Genomic DNA, 13,812 nt, shown 5'->3' on the forward strand with positions numbered 1-13,812 from the left:
CCGCCGCAAGAACGCCGCGCCGTACGCTGGAGGAATGGCCGAGGACCGCGGCGCGGACGATGACCCCCGAGTGAGGGCCGCGCGATACCGCGTGGAGCAGGCCGCGCGAGAGCACGGCGACGAGCGGCCCACCGAACCCGAGCGCCACGCGGGCACACCGACCGGCACCGAACGCGCGATGTACGTCGAGACCGCCATCCAGCAGGCGATACGCCGCGGCGACTTCGACGACCTGCCCGGCGCGGGCAAGCCCCTCGACGGGCTCGGCGGGTCGCACGACCCGGACTGGTGGATCAAGCGCAAGATCCAGACGGAGCAGCTGTCCGGGCTCGGACCGCCCGCCCTGCGGCTGCGCATCGAGCACGCCGAGTTCGAGCAGCGCGTCGACGCCTTCCACCGCGAGGAGGACGTCCGTGAGTACACCGCGGACTTCTCCCGCCGCGTGGTCGAGGCGCGCCGTCAACTGCTCGGCGGACCGCCCGTCGTCACCCCGACTCGGGACCCCGACGCGGAGGTCGCCGCGTGGCGCGCCCGGCGCGCGGCGCGGGCCGCGGCATCCGCTCCCCCGGCCGAGCCCGAGAAACCGCACCGTCGCCGGTGGTGGCGGACCCGCTGACGCTCAGGCGATGCCGCCGCGCCACTCTGCGAGCAGCCGCGCGATCGTGCGGGTCTCGGCCCACGGGATCTCGGGCGCCTCGGTCCGCCCCTCGCGGAGGGCGCGGATCGTGGCGTCCGCCTCCGCTGCCATCGGCTGCACGGTCGGCACCTCGATCTCCTCACGGGTGCCGTCCGTGCGGATCAGCGTCGCCGCCGCGGTGCTGTCGGTCCGGCTGCCCCACACGTTCGGGATCTCCAGGCTCGCCTCGCGCCCGACGATGCGGGTGAGGCGCGGCAGGTCGTGGACGATCGCGGTGCGGATGTTCGCCGACGCACCACCGAGATCGACGGATGCCGCTGCGCTCTCGTCGACGCCGGTCGCCCCGATCGTGCCGGCCACCGCCTGCACCTCGAGTCCGTCGAGGTCGTGCCCCGCCCACGCCGCAACGCCGACGACGAGCGACAACGGGTAGCACCCGACGTCGAGGATCGCGCCACCCGCCGTCGCCGGGTCGAACAGGCGTCCGGTGCGGCTGCCCGCGGCGAAGCCGAGCGAGGACTCGATCTCGACCAGGTCGCCCAGGGCTCCCCCGCCCACCAGCTCGCGGAGGCGGTCGGCGAACGGCCCGAAGCGGTACTTGAAGGCCTCGACGAGGGGCAGTCCGGCAGCGCGAGCGGCCGCGATCGCGGCATCCGTCTCGGCAGGATCGACGCCGAGCGGCTTCTCGCACAGCACGGCCTTGCCCGCGGCCAGCGCCTGCTGCACGAGGTCCGTGTGCGTCGTGTGCACCGTGCCGACGTAGACGGCGTCGATGTCGTCGCGGTCGAGGATCTCGTCGTACGTCCCCACCACGGGGGCGCCGTGCGCGGCGGCGAACTCCTCCGCCCGCGAGACGTCCCGCGCGCCGACCGCGTACAGCCGGCCGAGGTCGGAGTCGGGCAGCGCGTGCGCGAAGTCGCCGCTGATCGCGCCGGCACCGAGGATGGCCCATCGTGCGTGTGTCATCCGGCCACGCTATCGCCCGCAGGCGGACCGGATGCAGGTTCAGCGAGGCGAAGGTTGCCCCCTAGAGGCCCGATCGCATCGTTCTTCCTGCACCGGGCACGCGCCCGCGCCCCGTCGGCGTCAGGCCTGCAGCGCCTGCTCGATGTCGGCGAGCAGGTCGGCGGCGTCCTCGATGCCGACCGACAGGCGCACGACCTCGACGGGGACGGCCGCCTCGGTGCCGCGGACCGAGGCGTGGGTCATCGCGTCGGGGTAGTTGACGAGCGACTCGACGCCGCCGAGCGACTCGGCGAGCGTGAACAGCCGCAGCGACTCGGCGAACCGGCGCGCCGCCTCGCCCGATTCGAGCGCCAGCGAGACGATGCCGCCGAAGCCCGCCATCTGCCGCGACGCGAGCTCGTGACCGGGGTGCGACGCGAGGCCCGGGTAGTAGACCCGCGCGACCCGGTCGTGTCCGTCGAGGAAGGATGCCACGGCGAGGCCGTTCTCGCTGTGCTGACGCATCCGCACGGCGAGCGTCTTGATGCCGCGCGTCGTCAGCCACGCGTCGAGGGGTCCCGACACGGCGCCGACGGCGAACTGCAGGAAGCCGATCTTCTCGGCGAGCTCGTCGTCGTTCAGCACGAGCGCACCGCCCACGACGTCCGAGTGACCGCCGAGGTACTTGGTCGTCGAGTGCACCACGACGTCGGCGCCGAACGACAGCGGGCGCTGCAGCGCGGGGGTCGCGAAGGTGTTGTCGACGACGACGAGCGCGCCGACGCCGTGGCCGATCTCGGCGAGGCCGGCGATGTCGGTGATGCGCAGCAGCGGGTTCGAGGGCGTCTCGACCCAGAGGATGCGGGGCGCGCGCTCGGTGACGGCGGCCCGAACCTTCTCGGGGTCGCTCATGTCGACGACGCGCAGCTTCACGCCCCAGTCGCCGAGGACGCGGGAGATGAGCCGGAACGTGCCGCCGTAGACGTCGTTGCCGAGCAGCACCTCGTCGCCGGGGCGCAGCACGGCGCGCAGCAGCGCGTCCTCGGCGGCGAGCCCCGAGGCGAACGAGAGCGCGTGCGCGCCGCCCTCGATCGCGGCGAGCTGGGTCTGCAGGGCGGTGCGGGTCGGGTTGCCGCTGCGGCCGTACTCGTAGCCGCCGCGGAGGCCGCCGATGCCGTCCTGCGCGTACGTCGTCGAGAAGTGGACGGGCGGGATGACGGCACCCGTCGCCTCGTCGGGCTCCTGACCTGCGTGGACGGCGAGGCTCGCGAAGCCGCGAGCGGAGGACTGTGCACTCATGCGAGGCTCCCGGTGGTGGTCTCGGTTTCGGTGTCGACGGTGAAGCCGTGGTCGGTCATCCAGCCGTCGTCGTAGATCTTGCTGAGGTAGCCGCGCCCGTGGTCGGGTAGCAGCACGACGAGCACGGCGTCGGCCGGGAGGTCCCGTGCGACGCGGAGCGCCGCGACGACCGCCATCCCCGACGAGCCGCCGACAAGCAGACCCTCCTCGCGCGCGAGGCGACGGGTCATCGCGAACGACTCGGCGTCGCCCACCCTCTCGTAACGGTCGACGACGGTCGGGTCGAAGGTCGCGGGCATGAAGTCCTCGCCGACCCCTTCGACGAGGTAGCCGTGGATGTCGCCGCCGGAGTAGATCGAGCCCTCCGGGTCGGCGCCGACAACGGTGACCGCTCCCGAGCTCGCCTCCTTGAGGAACCGCCCCGCCCCGCTGATGGTGCCGCCGGTGCCCACGCCCGCCACGAAGTGCGTGACCCGACCGTCGGTGTCGCGCCAGATCTCGGGGCCGGTGGTCTCGTAGTGGCCGCGAGGACCGTGGAGGTTCGCGAACTGGTTGGGCTTGAAGGCGCCGGGGATCTCGGCGGCGAGCCGGTCCGACACGCTGTAGTAGGAATCCGGATGCTCGGGCGGGACGCTCGTGGGCGTCATGACGATCTCGGCCCCGTACGCCTTCAGCACCGCGACCTTCTCGCCGGCGAACTTGTCGGGCACGACGAAGACCATGCGGTACCCGCGCTGCAGCGCGACGAGTGCGAGCCCCACACCGGTGTTGCCGCTCGTGGGCTCGACGATCGTGCCCCCGGGCTTCAGGTGCCCGTCGCGCTCCGCGGCGTCGATGATGTTCCGCGCGATGCGGTCCTTTGCCGAGCTGCCCGGGTTGAAGTACTCCACCTTGGCGAGGACCGTGGCGGCGAGGCCCTCGGTGACGGAGTTCAGACGGACGAGAGGGGTGTTGCCGACGAGGTCGGCGATGGAGCTGGCGTAACGCACGGGTTCTTCCTGACGGGATGCCGCGCTCACAGAGGCGCGGAAGCTGATGGGGTCGCGGGAGTCGCCGGGTAACCGGCGGTCAGCGACGACAACAGCGAAGGGTCAGCACCCGGCCATGATACCGGACACCCGGCATCCGTGTCCGTCCGCGCTCGTCGTCATCCGGCGCAACAGGACGAAAGGTTCGGACACATGACCCTCCCCCCGTCCGCGTGATCGTAGGTTCGAGGTATGACTTCTCCCGCACACGCCACTTCGAACGATCACGGACTCGCCGCGTCCGGGCTCGGCGAGTCGCTCTCGCCCGAGGAGTTCAAGGCCGTCTTCCGGGGGCACCCGGGCGGTGTCGCCGTGATCACCGCGGATGCCGGGAACGGCCCGGTCGCGCTCACGGCGACGTCCGTGTCGTCGGTGAGCGCCGATCCCCCGCTCCTGATCTTCTCGGTGTCGTCGCAGTCGTCGGCGGCGCCCGTGCTCGCCGCGGCCGAGACGCTCGTCGTCCACCTGCTGGACGCCGACGACCTGCGCCTCGCCGAGATCGGCGCGACGAGCGGAATCGACCGCTTCGCGGAGCTGCCGTGGTTGCGCCTGGTCACCGGTGAAGCGGTCTATCACGGGGTGCGGGCCTGGGTGCGGTGCGCCGTGATCGACCGGATGGATGCCGGCGGTTCGACGGTCATCGCCGCGCACGCCCTGCAGGCGAACATCGCGCGCGACTCGACGTCGCCGCTCGTCTACCACAACCGCACGTGGCACCGGCTGGGGCCGGACACCGTCATCTGAGAAGAGCCGCGACCCCCTCGAGGGTCGCGGTCAGCCGCGACGGGCGAGATCGTCGAGCGCTGCGGCGATGCGGCGGATGGTGTCGGCCGTCACGGTCGCGGCCTGCTCGTCGAGACTGTCGATGACCGAGACGACGGCGCCGTGGTGGGCGCCGTAGACCTCGTCGACGAGATCGGCTGCGGTCTCCGTCGGCACGAGATAGTGGGCACGCCGGTCCGAAGGGTGCTGCTCCCGGATGACGTAGCCCTTGCTCACGAGTCGCTCGATCACGTTGGTGACGGTGGCACTGGAGGTCCCGAGCATCACGATGAGGTCCTTCGGGCTGACCTCCCGCTCCTCACGCCGCGCCTGCACGAGATAGCGGAGGGCGGCGAGGTCGATGCCGCCGAGGCCGGAGATGCGCTGGGAACGGTCCGCCTGGACCTGCTCGGCATGACGGAGCTCGAGGATGGCGCTGATCAGCTCGCGCCCCGCGTCGGTCTTGGGCTGCGCGGCGTAGAGGTGCGTGTGCTCGTGTCGCACGATGGACTGAGGCATGTCAACTCCTCGGCTCGTGACGGGTGTCCAACATCATCCGATCGCCGCCCGAGCCTCAGCCGCGTCCGGATACTTCCCCACGAACCCGCCGGTGTGATCTCGGGCGATCCATCCCGCGGAGTTCTGTTCGACGGTTCCGAGGAACGCGCCGTGGGTGTTGCCGACCCAGAAGCCCGCCTCGACCTCGTGCCACGTCGCGACGCTGTCGCTGACGTCCACGGAGCCGTACGAGTCGAGCACCTCCATCGACTTCACCACCTTACATGTCCGAATCTGTGACAGTTCTTGTCCTTCTCGGAATCAATGATAGACAAGAGATGTGAAATCTACTAGATGTATTGTTTAGCTAGTAATTCAGGAACGGAACGATGACACCCACACCCTCACACCCCATCCCGGCGCCCTTCACGGCACTCGGGGTCGCTCTCATCCCCGAGCAGCGGACGGGCTGGAGGGCGCTCATCCTCGATTCGCTCTCACGACAGCGGCCCCACCGGTCTACGGCCCGGCCGGCCCACCACTGACCCCCTCACCACGACCCACACCAGGAGAACGTCATGGGAAGCCTCTACTACGGGAACGTCGATTCCCCCATCGTCATGCCGGACCGCATCCTCGCTCACCTCGCCGCCGTGGCGACGACCAAGCTGCGGCGCAGCGAGAGCTTCGTCGTCTCGTGGAAGGGCACCGGAGAGGAGGGCGAGGGCCGCACGACCCTCTGGTTCCAGCCCGCGATCCCGCTGCGCTTCGTCTACGACCAGGCCGCGGCGATCCCCCTGAACCCCGCGACGCTGCGTGAAATGGCCGACCAGTCCACCTCCAACGGAGGACTCGTCCTCGATGCCGATCTCGACATCCCCGAGATCACCGCCGCCCGTCCTGAGACTCGTCGCCCGGTGGCCGCCGCATGAGTCACCCCGACTTGATCGACGAGGCGGACGCCTACGAGGACGCCCTCGCTGCCGACTTCACCGAACGCTTCGGGAGTCCGCCCCTGCTGGTGTGACCCCACAGGCTCCCCCCTGCCGCCCCGCTCGCCGACCCCCCACGGCGCGGGGCGGCTTCTTGTGCGGACGCCACGGATGGCCCCGCCCGTCACCCGCCCGCGCGCGTCGCCTCCACGGTCTGCAGCAGCAGGGCCAGCGCAGCCCCGACCGCCTGGTCGATCACCTCGACGGGATCCCCGTCGAACCGCACGAGCTCGTGGCCGGCGGCATCCGCCGTCGCCCAGCCGAGGTAGACGGTGCCCGGAGCGTGCCCGTCCTGGGCGTCCGGTCCGCCGACGCCCGTCGTCGACACGGCGACGTCCGCGCCCAGCAGGGCCCGGACCCCGCGTGCGAGCTGCTCTGCGCACTCGGGCGAGCAGGGATCGGTTCCGGGTCCGAGGCCCAGGACCTCCTCCTTGACGCGCACCTGATACGCGACGACCCCGCCCGCGAACCAGTCCTGGGCGGACGAGCCGCGCCCGACCTCGGCCGCCAGACGCCCGCTCGTGAGGGATTCGGCGACCGCGCAGACCACCCCGACGCGGCCTGCCGCGTCGGCGATGCGTTCGACGAGATCAGGCAGAGCTCTCCGCCTCACCGGGATCGGCGGGCTCGGGGACCAGGTGCAGACCGGCCGGCGAGTTGGCGGCGTACATCAGGGCCTCGGACCACGCGCGATTGATGCGCGACTGACGGCTGCCGTAGTACTTGAAGACGAGCGACGCGTGGGGGTGGAGCCAGACGGACGTGCGGCCCTCGCCGATGCTCCTGTCGTCGCGCCACGTGAAGTGGAAGGACTCGCCGCGCCGCAGCTTGTTGCCGATGACCTGCTGCAGGTGAGCCAGGGTGCGGTCTTCGAAGTCCACCTTGATGGAATCCTCATAGATGAACTTGCCCACTGCGGCCCCCTCGTCGTGTCATCGCGGAGTCGCGACGGACATCTCCCATTATGGTGGCCCCATGGGTGTGATCTACTACGGCAGCTCGGCGATGCCCATCCGGATCGCGGATCGCGCACTCGCTCACCTGAAGATCGTGATCGCGACCAAGCTCCGGCGTTCCGAGAGCTTCACCGTCTCGTGGCAGCACCCCGAGGACTCGCCGCAGGGACGCACCACCATCTGGCTGCACCCCGCCATCCCCCTGCGTTTCGTGTTCGACGAGCCCGAGCCGCCCGCGCTCAGCCGCGAGTGGATCGAGGAACTGGCGGCATCCGCCAACTCCTCCGGCGGCATCCAACTCATGCCGGAGATGTTCCACGACGACCGCGACGGCCACGTCACGGAGTGACGCGGCCGTCGGCGGAAGCTTTCGTCGAAGGGTCACCGAGGAGTGCGGTTCTCCGCACTGATCATCCAGGCGAACTGCTCGAGGCTCTCGAGGATGCCGTGCAGGATGTCGGCGCTCGTCGGGTCCTCCTCGTCGACCTCGTCGTGCACGTCGCGGCACGTCGAGATGGTCGCCTCGAGACGCTCGGTGACGAGGTCGATGACGTCCGAGGTCAACACCTCGCCGTGGGGGAACTCGGGCAGCGTCGTGGTCTCGGCGACGGTGTCGCTGCGGCCGTCGGGGACGGCGTGCAGGGCGCGCATGCGCTCGGCCACGGTGTCGCTGAACTCCCGGGCGGCGTCGATGATCTCGTCGAGCTGCAGGTGCGTGTCGCGGAAGTTCTTGCCGACCACGTTCCAGTGCGCCTGCTTGCCCTGGATCGACAGCTCCAGGAGGTCGACGAGGACCGCCTGCAGGTTGTCACTGAGCTTCTGCGACGCGGTGAAGCCGCGCTCCGCGTTCTGCTCCTCCGTCAGCTGCGCACCCGACTTGGCGGGGCGACGCTTGTTGCGGGTCGCCGAGGTCGCGGACTTCGTCTGGGTTGTCGTCATGACACATCCTTCTTTCTCGGAACAGGGTCGTGTGTGACGCTACGTCGGCGTCGTCGCAGACGACATCGGGTTGCGCCGCCGGCGGCCCCGGTGATAGCCGGGCGGCCGGGCTCACGCGCCCAGGCGCGCCACGGCGGCGGTCATCTCCTCGTCGGAGAGCGTCAAACCCGCATCCTGCAGTCGGCGCTCCAGCAGCAGGCGCACGTCCGCGCCCTCCTTGCCGGCGAGGTCGGCCTGGCACTGGACGATGATGCCGTCGATCTTCTGCGCGGCATCCGCGGGGTTCTGTGACATCGAGGGGCCGGACTGGACCCCTTCACGGGGGTCAATGGCGTCGCTCATGCAGGACAGTCTGCGCGCCGGGTGGCGCAGGTGTCATCCCCTTGACCGCCACGGGCACCGGGGATAGACCTCAGACGGACCGCTGCCGGTCCGGGTGGATGCGGGGGCCGCGCCAGAACGGCGGCAAGCCGTCGGGGTCGGGGTCGTCGAACGCCGGCGCCTGGCGGTCGGTGGGCGGATCCTGCGGCTCCGGTACGGGAATGACGGCGATCGGGACACCCGGGGTGATGAAGAGGTAGGCGGGCCGGGGGCTGCCCTCCCCGTCGTTGACGGCGAGCCAATGCTGCCCTGCGGCCACCCCCTCCTGGATCTCCTGATGGACCTCGTCGAGGGTGCGGTTGCCGATGCTGTACCACTGGCCGCCGTACGAGATGTCGATGCGGTTCATCGGTTCTCCTCGGCCTCGGACGGACATCGGAGACCCAGCATGCGCCGGATCGCCCACGGAGTCACGATCTTGACAGTCGGCGATGAGACGATTAGCCCCTACAGGGCCGCCAGCGGCGGACGGTGCGCGATCGGCTTCGGCTTGGCGCGGCGGGGCGCGGCTGCCGCGAGGTGATGGATCGCCCCGCGCAGCAGTTCGTCCACGGTGGGGTACCACCCCGTCCCACGACCGCAGAAGACCCAGGTGACGTCGTACCCGCCGTCGTCGGCGGCCTCGACGTACGCGATCAGATGGGCGGCGTCGGACGCCGCCGCCGTCGCGTCGCAGAGCCGCCATGCCGACGCGGACAGCGGCTCGAGGATCAATCGCCCGCGGGGATCCTCACTCACGGTCGCACCTCCGGATGTAGCGTGTTCGCAGGTCTTCGTCGATCTGCCGCGAGCTGACCGCCTCGCGGGTTTCACCATCGCTCCGAGCAGGGCGCGCACCGAGGGGCTTGACACCGCCGGGACCGAGGGTTAGCCGGGGTGGGTAGCAGACGCCGGGATGCGGCGTCAATGCCCCCGGTACGTCACGTGCGCTCGCCTAGCGTTGACGGTGCAAGGTACGTAGGCGGACGGTCGAGACGAGAGGTGTTCGGGTCACCGATTTTTCTCCCGCGCTTACACCGGGCCCCGGCGATCGGGCTTATCGCCGGGGCCTCACCTGTGCAAGCCCCTGCCCTGCGGCCCGGCGTCTCCGTAACGTCGGGACCTCGACGAGAGGAGCAGTCATGGACCACGACGCGCAGCACACCGAGTCGGACAAGTCGATTCCCGGAGGTGCACTCCCGGACGAGGACCCGATGGATGCGGTCAAGAAGGCGGTCGAGGACGATGCGGCGGTGCCCATCGAGAAGGTCGAGCCGGGCGTCGATCCGGACTCGGCGGATTCCAGCAGGTCGCTGAAGCGCACCGACCATTGATCGCGAAGGCCGCACCCGGTGTGCGGCCTTCGTCGTGTCAGCCCGCCGGCGCCATCTGCGCGTACTCGTTCGCGCGGGTCGCGACGTCGTCGATGTACCGGGTGAGCGGGTTGTAGGTGAACACGGCGTCGCGCCAGGCGGTCTCGGTCACCATCGGGCCGGACCGGCAGAGGTAACGCCCAGCCGCGAGGGCGGCGTCGTCGATGTGGTTCGGGTCGCGGGTGCCGTCGGCGTCTCCGTCCGCGCCCCATCGCCGCCAGGTCTCGGGGATGAACTGCAGCGGCCCGACCGCGCGGTCCCACCGGTCGTCACCGTCGAGGTCCCCGCCGTCCGTGTCGGCGATGGCCGCCACACCGTCCCCGTCCAGCCGCGGCCCCAGGATGCGGGGTGTCACCAGGCCGCTCTCGTCGAGGTGCGACCCGCCGTACGACCCGTGCCGGGACTCCACCCACCCGATCCCGGCGAGGGTGTTCCAGCCGATCGCGCAGGACGGCTGCTCGTGCGCGACCGTGAGGTCCGCCGCCGCGTAGGCGATGACGGCGCGACGGGGGATGCCGGTGGCCGCCGCCACCCGCGACGCCCACTCGGCGTCGACGAGATCGACCGCCGCCGCGCGGGCGGGGTCGGCTCCCGCGACGGCGAGGGCGGGTGGCGGGGTGTCGGCCCAGCGCGACGAAACCGGCGGCAGGGGCGCGCCCTCGGGCTCGGCGGGATGCAGCGCCGCCGGCAGGCACGCGGCGAGGAGGATCACGACGGCGGCGGGGGCGACACCGATCCCGACGGCGAGCGCCGCGAGCCGGCCGCGCCGCGCGCGCGCCGGGGATCGCCTGCGGCGTGCCGCCATCTGCGCCTCCCCGGTCCGACTGCCCGCACCACGCTAACCCGTCGGCGTGAGGGCCCGCTGCGGGCTGCCCGTGTCGCACGTCGCGGTCAGCTCGTCAAGGCCCCTCACCGACCGGAAGAGCACTGCCTACGGTCCCCGGACACGGCTCGGATGCATCCGGGAGTTCGGTCACGTCGAGATGCTCGCGATCATGATCGCCCAGCTGCTCGAGAAGGCTCCCGTCGAGCAGAGCGAGGCGGCGGCGGCATCCGACCCCGTCCTCGGTGCGGTGATGGGCGGCATGGACGTGCAGGCGGCGATCGTCGCGGGCGCGGGCGTGCGCCCGGTCGACAGCAACGGCAACCCGTGGCAGGGGTCGTACATCACCGCGAGCGGCAACATGCTCGCCGACTTCACGGCGAACGCGAACGCCGAGATGCAGGGGCGCGTGCAGGTGGCCCGCATCTACAACATGACCGACGACCACGGCGTCCGCGAGATGCTGTCGTTCCTGCTGGCCCGCGACACGATGCACCAGAACCAGTGGATCCGCGCCGCCCAGGAGTTGCGCGAGGAGGGCGTCGAGGACATCCCCGTGCCCCTCAACTTCCCGCTGTCGAACGAGGCGCGGGATCACTCTTACAAGTACATCAACTTCTCCGACGGTCAGGCCGCGGCGGAAGGCTCGTGGGCGAGCGGCCCGACCCCCGACGGCAAGGGCGAGTTCACCTCCCTCGACGGGCCCGACACCTCGGCGCCGATGCCCCCGCCGACGCAGCCGGATCCGCGCTTCTACGGCACCGACGCCAAGCGAAATCTGATCGACAAGGCCGAGGGCGTCATCAAGGACAAGCTGTCCTGAGACGAGTCGGATGCCGGGCGGCGACGCCCGGCATCCGCTCAGATCGACTCGATGGTCCCCGTCTGAGGCTCATCGGGCGGCTCGGACATGACGAACAGTCCGCCCGATGAGTTCGCGGCGTACGCGAGCTTCTCGAGCCACGTCCGGTTCATCGCCGGCGCGCGGGACCCGTAGTACTTGAAGTCGAGGTCCGCGGACGGGTGGATCCAGACCGATCGTCGACCGTCGCCGACGGTCGCGTTGTCGCGCCACGTGAAGAAGAAGGACTCTCCGCGGCGCAGCTTGTTGCCGATGACGACCTGCAGATGCGCGAGCGCTCGGTCCTCGACCTCGGTCTTGACCTGACTGCTGTAGTTGAATCGACCCATGGGGCGGCCCTCCGGCCGAGACCGCACCGTCACCCGCGGACACGCCGTGCGTGACGGCGCTGCGGATCCGCAGGGCGGTGCATCTCCGTAGCCGTGCCACGATCCTCTCCCCGCCCGCGCCGCGCAACCCCCGGCGCGCGGTGCGCCGGGGGTCGATGTCGTCCCGGGCGTGTCGGAAGACCGCGTCAGCGGCGGGATGCCGGGGCCACCGCCGCGCGGACGATCCGGAAGACGACCACCGCGGCCACCACCCACGGCCCCAGGACGAGGACGGGGTCCATCCAGGTGTGGCGCACGTCCACGCGGCCCCGCCCGACACGCGAGGAGATCGGGCCGCGTCCGCGTTCGCCGAGGATGCCCGACTGCGTCACCGGGTCGTCGGGGCGGCGGGAGAACAGGGACCTCGCGTGAGCGCCCGCCGACTCGACCCGGTCGCCCAGGATCAGCAGCATCCAGTGCGGTGTCTGCCCCTCGCTGAACCTCGCGTAGGCCAGTCGCCGGATCGCCCCCGAGACGCCGTGGAGCGGCTGCGCGGTCCCGAACACCGGGGTGAGGCGCTCGTGCTCGATCGAGCGCTCGCGACCGGACCCGTGCGGCTGCTGCTCGGGCAGGTCCCAGTGGGCGCCGGTCTCGATCCCGGGCTGTTCGCGCGGGAAGGCGGGGCGGTCGGCGGGGTCGAGGTCGGCGCCCCAGCCGGGGATGCGGCGGCGGAGGTCTTCGGGGTCGGGGGTCTGGCCGGGCTTGTCTGCGCGGTACGGCATGGTTCCTCCTCGCTCAGGCGCCGAACGTCACGACGGGCTTGATGATGCCGTCGAGCTTCGACGAGAAGACGTGGTAACCCTCGGCGATGTCGTCGAGGTCGAAGCGGTGGGTGATGAGCTCCCGCGGGGCGATGTGTCCGGCGCGGATGTGCTCGAGCAGGCGCGGCCACTGCCGCTTGACCGGCGCTTGGTTGGCGCGGATCGTCAGTCCCTTGTTCATGGCGTCGCCGAACTTGATCGCGCTGAACAGCGGCCCGTAGGCGCCCATGACTGAGACAGTCCCGCCCTTGCGGACCGCGTCGATCGCCCAGTTGAGAGCGATGGGCGAGCCGCCCTGGAGCTTGAGCTTCGCGGCCGTGACGTGCTGTAGGACGTGGCCGTCCGCCTCGGCCCCGACGGCGTCGATCACGGCATCCGCGCCGAGACCGTCGGTCATCTTCTTGAGCGTCAGCACGATGTCGTCGACCTGACCGAAGTGCACGGTCTCGGCGAAGGCGAACTCGCGCGCCTTCTGCAGCCGGTAGTCGAGGTGGTCGACGACGATCACGCGGCCGGCCCCCATGAGCCAGCACGAGCGCGCCGCGGCCAGCCCGACGGGACCGGCTCCCAGCACGACCACAGTGTCGCCCTCGACGATGTCGGCGAGCTGCGAGCCGAAGTACCCGGTCGAGAACGCGTCGGTCAGCAAAAGCGCATCCTCGGACGCGATGTCGTCGGGGATCACCTGAGGGCCGACGTCGGCGAACGGCACGCGCACCAGCTCGGCCTGACCGCCGTCGAACCCGCCGGTCGAGTGCGAGTATCCGTAGATGCCGCCGATCGCCGTCGCATTGGCGTTGACGTTGTGGCAGTTGGAGAAGAGGCCGCGGGCGCAGAAGAAGCATGATCCGCAGTAGATGTTGAAGGGGACCATGACCCGGTCACCGGGCTTCAGGTTCCGCACCGACGAGCCGACCTCCTCGACCCAGCCGATGAACTCGTGCCCGAACGTGTGGCCGACCCGGGTATCGGGCATCATGCCGTGGTACAGGTGCAGATCGGAGCCGCAGATCGACGCCAGCTCGACGCGCACGATGGCGTCGTTCGGGTGAGCGATCACCGGGTCGCTCTTGCGGTCGACGCGGATCTTGTACGGTCCGCGATAGGTCATCGCCTTCATCGATCCTCCTCAGGTTCCGGGCGAGCGTGGTCGGAGGAGAGCACGCGAGCGAGGGGGTTGCGCCCGTCGCGGGGACGTGTCAGTCCGAG

At 70.7% G+C, this 13,812-nt stretch carries 21 protein-coding genes; 6 read left to right on the forward strand and 15 right to left on the reverse strand.

Features of this window, described 5'->3' with window-relative positions; genetic code table 11:
* Window positions 1–34: 34 nt before the first annotated feature.
* Window positions 35–616, forward strand: a complete 582-nt coding sequence (locus ACPEH0_RS06435; protein ID WP_217529379.1) for a DUF1992 domain-containing protein — start codon at window positions 35–37, stop codon at window positions 614–616.
* Between the two features lie 3 nt (window positions 617–619).
* On the opposite strand, the gene ACPEH0_RS06440 is transcribed toward ACPEH0_RS06435, so the two are convergent.
* The 3 genes from ACPEH0_RS06440 to ACPEH0_RS06450 form a co-directional block, all read right to left on the reverse strand.
* Entirely contained in the window at window positions 620–1,603 is a 984-nt protein-coding gene (locus ACPEH0_RS06440; RefSeq protein ID WP_217529381.1) for a Gfo/Idh/MocA family protein, read from the reverse strand.
* Between the two features lie 120 nt (window positions 1,604–1,723).
* On the reverse strand, window positions 1,724–2,881 hold the full coding sequence (locus ACPEH0_RS06445; RefSeq protein ID WP_311860321.1) for a cystathionine gamma-synthase: 1,158 nt from the start codon (window positions 2,879–2,881) through the stop codon (window positions 1,724–1,726).
* Complete coding sequence (locus ACPEH0_RS06450) at window positions 2,878–3,870, reverse strand: PLP-dependent cysteine synthase family protein (RefSeq protein WP_366213745.1); 993 nt, start codon at window positions 3,868–3,870, stop codon at window positions 2,878–2,880. The genes ACPEH0_RS06445 and ACPEH0_RS06450 overlap by 4 nt, the downstream gene beginning before the upstream one ends.
* 231 nt (window positions 3,871–4,101) lie before the next feature.
* Between ACPEH0_RS06450 and ACPEH0_RS06455 the strand changes: the two genes are divergently transcribed.
* Window positions 4,102–4,653 carry a flavin reductase family protein gene (locus tag ACPEH0_RS06455; RefSeq protein WP_366213744.1) on the forward strand — a complete coding sequence of 184 codons (552 nt, stop codon included), beginning with the start codon at window positions 4,102–4,104 and terminating at the stop codon, window positions 4,651–4,653.
* Between the two features lie 30 nt (window positions 4,654–4,683).
* Here ACPEH0_RS06455 and ACPEH0_RS06460 read toward each other — a convergent pair whose 3' ends face one another.
* A complete protein-coding gene (locus tag ACPEH0_RS06460; protein WP_366213743.1) occupies window positions 4,684–5,190 on the reverse strand; it encodes a MarR family winged helix-turn-helix transcriptional regulator in 507 nt (168 codons plus the stop codon).
* A gap of 33 nt (window positions 5,191–5,223) precedes the next feature.
* The gene (locus tag ACPEH0_RS06465) at window positions 5,224–5,448 is read right to left on the reverse strand and encodes a hypothetical protein (protein WP_423719429.1); all 225 of its coding nucleotides are present in this window, start codon (window positions 5,446–5,448) and stop codon (window positions 5,224–5,226) included.
* 299 nt (window positions 5,449–5,747) lie between these two features.
* Here ACPEH0_RS06465 and ACPEH0_RS06470 point away from each other — a divergent pair, with 299 nt between their 5' ends.
* Entirely contained in the window at window positions 5,748–6,101 is a 354-nt protein-coding gene (locus ACPEH0_RS06470; protein ID WP_217529401.1) for a hypothetical protein, read from the forward strand.
* Between the two features lie 184 nt (window positions 6,102–6,285).
* Here ACPEH0_RS06470 and ACPEH0_RS06475 read toward each other — a convergent pair whose 3' ends face one another.
* Window positions 6,286–6,774 carry a CinA family protein gene (locus ACPEH0_RS06475; protein ID WP_366213742.1) on the reverse strand — a complete coding sequence of 163 codons (489 nt, stop codon included), beginning with the start codon at window positions 6,772–6,774 and terminating at the stop codon, window positions 6,286–6,288.
* Window positions 6,752–7,075 carry a hypothetical protein gene (locus ACPEH0_RS06480; RefSeq protein WP_064003812.1) on the reverse strand — a complete coding sequence of 108 codons (324 nt, stop codon included), beginning with the start codon at window positions 7,073–7,075 and terminating at the stop codon, window positions 6,752–6,754. Before ACPEH0_RS06480 ends, ACPEH0_RS06475 begins: the two co-directional genes overlap by 23 nt.
* A 61-nt stretch (window positions 7,076–7,136) precedes the next feature.
* Here ACPEH0_RS06480 and ACPEH0_RS06485 point away from each other — a divergent pair, with 61 nt between their 5' ends.
* A complete protein-coding gene (locus tag ACPEH0_RS06485) occupies window positions 7,137–7,466 on the forward strand; it encodes a hypothetical protein (RefSeq protein ID WP_217529403.1) in 330 nt (109 codons plus the stop codon).
* A gap of 32 nt (window positions 7,467–7,498) precedes the next feature.
* On the opposite strand, the gene ACPEH0_RS06490 is transcribed toward ACPEH0_RS06485, so the two are convergent.
* The 4 genes from ACPEH0_RS06490 to ACPEH0_RS06505 all read right to left on the reverse strand — a co-directional run bounded on the left by ACPEH0_RS06490 (window position 7,499) and on the right by ACPEH0_RS06505 (window position 9,175).
* Window positions 7,499–8,056 carry a Dps family protein gene (locus ACPEH0_RS06490; RefSeq protein ID WP_064003810.1) on the reverse strand — a complete coding sequence of 186 codons (558 nt, stop codon included), beginning with the start codon at window positions 8,054–8,056 and terminating at the stop codon, window positions 7,499–7,501.
* Between the two features lie 111 nt (window positions 8,057–8,167).
* On the reverse strand, window positions 8,168–8,398 hold the full coding sequence (locus ACPEH0_RS06495; RefSeq protein ID WP_366213741.1) for a hypothetical protein: 231 nt from the start codon (window positions 8,396–8,398) through the stop codon (window positions 8,168–8,170).
* Window positions 8,399–8,468: 70 nt separating this feature from the next.
* The gene (locus tag ACPEH0_RS06500) at window positions 8,469–8,786 is read right to left on the reverse strand and encodes a hypothetical protein (RefSeq protein WP_217529405.1); all 318 of its coding nucleotides are present in this window, start codon (window positions 8,784–8,786) and stop codon (window positions 8,469–8,471) included.
* A 98-nt stretch (window positions 8,787–8,884) separates the two neighbouring features.
* Window positions 8,885–9,175 carry a hypothetical protein gene (locus ACPEH0_RS06505; RefSeq protein ID WP_217529407.1) on the reverse strand — a complete coding sequence of 97 codons (291 nt, stop codon included), beginning with the start codon at window positions 9,173–9,175 and terminating at the stop codon, window positions 8,885–8,887.
* A 383-nt stretch (window positions 9,176–9,558) separates the two neighbouring features.
* Between ACPEH0_RS06505 and ACPEH0_RS06510 the strand changes: the two genes are divergently transcribed.
* Window positions 9,559–9,750, forward strand: a complete 192-nt coding sequence (locus ACPEH0_RS06510; protein ID WP_366213740.1) for a hypothetical protein — start codon at window positions 9,559–9,561, stop codon at window positions 9,748–9,750.
* Window positions 9,751–9,787: 37 nt separating this feature from the next.
* Here the strand turns inward: ACPEH0_RS06510 and ACPEH0_RS06515 are convergent, their stop codons facing one another.
* Window positions 9,788–10,594 carry a lytic murein transglycosylase gene (locus ACPEH0_RS06515; protein ID WP_217529409.1) on the reverse strand — a complete coding sequence of 269 codons (807 nt, stop codon included), beginning with the start codon at window positions 10,592–10,594 and terminating at the stop codon, window positions 9,788–9,790.
* A gap of 46 nt (window positions 10,595–10,640) precedes the next feature.
* On the opposite strand from ACPEH0_RS06515, the gene ACPEH0_RS06520 reads away from it, so the two are divergent.
* On the forward strand, window positions 10,641–11,435 hold the full coding sequence (locus ACPEH0_RS06520; protein WP_366213738.1) for a manganese catalase family protein: 795 nt from the start codon (window positions 10,641–10,643) through the stop codon (window positions 11,433–11,435).
* A gap of 38 nt (window positions 11,436–11,473) precedes the next feature.
* On the opposite strand, the gene ACPEH0_RS06525 is transcribed toward ACPEH0_RS06520, so the two are convergent.
* From ACPEH0_RS06525 to ACPEH0_RS06535, 3 genes are all read right to left on the reverse strand, one after another.
* Window positions 11,474–11,803 (reverse strand): ATP-dependent DNA ligase, encoded by a 330-nt coding sequence (locus tag ACPEH0_RS06525; RefSeq protein ID WP_217529411.1) that lies wholly within the window; start codon window positions 11,801–11,803, stop codon window positions 11,474–11,476.
* A 185-nt stretch (window positions 11,804–11,988) separates the two neighbouring features.
* Window positions 11,989–12,564: a hypothetical protein gene (locus ACPEH0_RS06530; RefSeq protein WP_217529413.1), complete on the reverse strand. Its 576-nt coding sequence runs from the start codon at window positions 12,562–12,564 to the stop codon at window positions 11,989–11,991.
* Between the two features lie 13 nt (window positions 12,565–12,577).
* Window positions 12,578–13,723 (reverse strand): zinc-dependent alcohol dehydrogenase, encoded by a 1,146-nt coding sequence (locus ACPEH0_RS06535; RefSeq protein WP_366213737.1) that lies wholly within the window; start codon window positions 13,721–13,723, stop codon window positions 12,578–12,580.
* Window positions 13,724–13,812: the final 89 nt, after the last annotated feature.

The organism is Microbacterium sp. NPDC079356, assembly GCF_049545465.1.
Lineage (GTDB): Bacteria > Actinomycetota > Actinomycetes > Actinomycetales > Microbacteriaceae > Microbacterium > Microbacterium gawkjiense.

What these genes read in the sequence shown, in the direction of transcription:
- ACPEH0_RS06435 (WP_217529379.1), top strand. Translation starts at nt 35, where the DNA reads ATGGCCGAGGACCGCGGCGCGGACGATGACCCCCGAGTGAGGGCCGCG.
- ACPEH0_RS06440 (WP_217529381.1), bottom strand. Translation starts at nt 1,603, where the DNA reads ATGACACACGCACGATGGGCCATCCTCGGTGCCGGCGCGATCAGCGGC.
- ACPEH0_RS06445 (WP_311860321.1), bottom strand. Translation starts at nt 2,881, where the DNA reads ATGAGTGCACAGTCCTCCGCTCGCGGCTTCGCGAGCCTCGCCGTCCAC.
- ACPEH0_RS06455 (WP_366213744.1), top strand. Translation starts at nt 4,102, where the DNA reads ATGACTTCTCCCGCACACGCCACTTCGAACGATCACGGACTCGCCGCG.
- ACPEH0_RS06460 (WP_366213743.1), bottom strand. Translation starts at nt 5,190, where the DNA reads ATGCCTCAGTCCATCGTGCGACACGAGCACACGCACCTCTACGCCGCG.
- ACPEH0_RS06470 (WP_217529401.1), top strand. Translation starts at nt 5,748, where the DNA reads ATGGGAAGCCTCTACTACGGGAACGTCGATTCCCCCATCGTCATGCCG.
- ACPEH0_RS06485 (WP_217529403.1), top strand. Translation starts at nt 7,137, where the DNA reads ATGGGTGTGATCTACTACGGCAGCTCGGCGATGCCCATCCGGATCGCG.
- ACPEH0_RS06490 (WP_064003810.1), bottom strand. Translation starts at nt 8,056, where the DNA reads ATGACGACAACCCAGACGAAGTCCGCGACCTCGGCGACCCGCAACAAG.
- ACPEH0_RS06495 (WP_366213741.1), bottom strand. Translation starts at nt 8,398, where the DNA reads ATGAGCGACGCCATTGACCCCCGTGAAGGGGTCCAGTCCGGCCCCTCG.
- ACPEH0_RS06500 (WP_217529405.1), bottom strand. Translation starts at nt 8,786, where the DNA reads ATGAACCGCATCGACATCTCGTACGGCGGCCAGTGGTACAGCATCGGC.
- ACPEH0_RS06510 (WP_366213740.1), top strand. Translation starts at nt 9,559, where the DNA reads ATGGACCACGACGCGCAGCACACCGAGTCGGACAAGTCGATTCCCGGA.
- ACPEH0_RS06515 (WP_217529409.1), bottom strand. Translation starts at nt 10,594, where the DNA reads ATGGCGGCACGCCGCAGGCGATCCCCGGCGCGCGCGCGGCGCGGCCGG.
- ACPEH0_RS06525 (WP_217529411.1), bottom strand. Translation starts at nt 11,803, where the DNA reads ATGGGTCGATTCAACTACAGCAGTCAGGTCAAGACCGAGGTCGAGGAC.
- ACPEH0_RS06530 (WP_217529413.1), bottom strand. Translation starts at nt 12,564, where the DNA reads ATGCCGTACCGCGCAGACAAGCCCGGCCAGACCCCCGACCCCGAAGAC.
- ACPEH0_RS06535 (WP_366213737.1), bottom strand. Translation starts at nt 13,723, where the DNA reads ATGAAGGCGATGACCTATCGCGGACCGTACAAGATCCGCGTCGACCGC.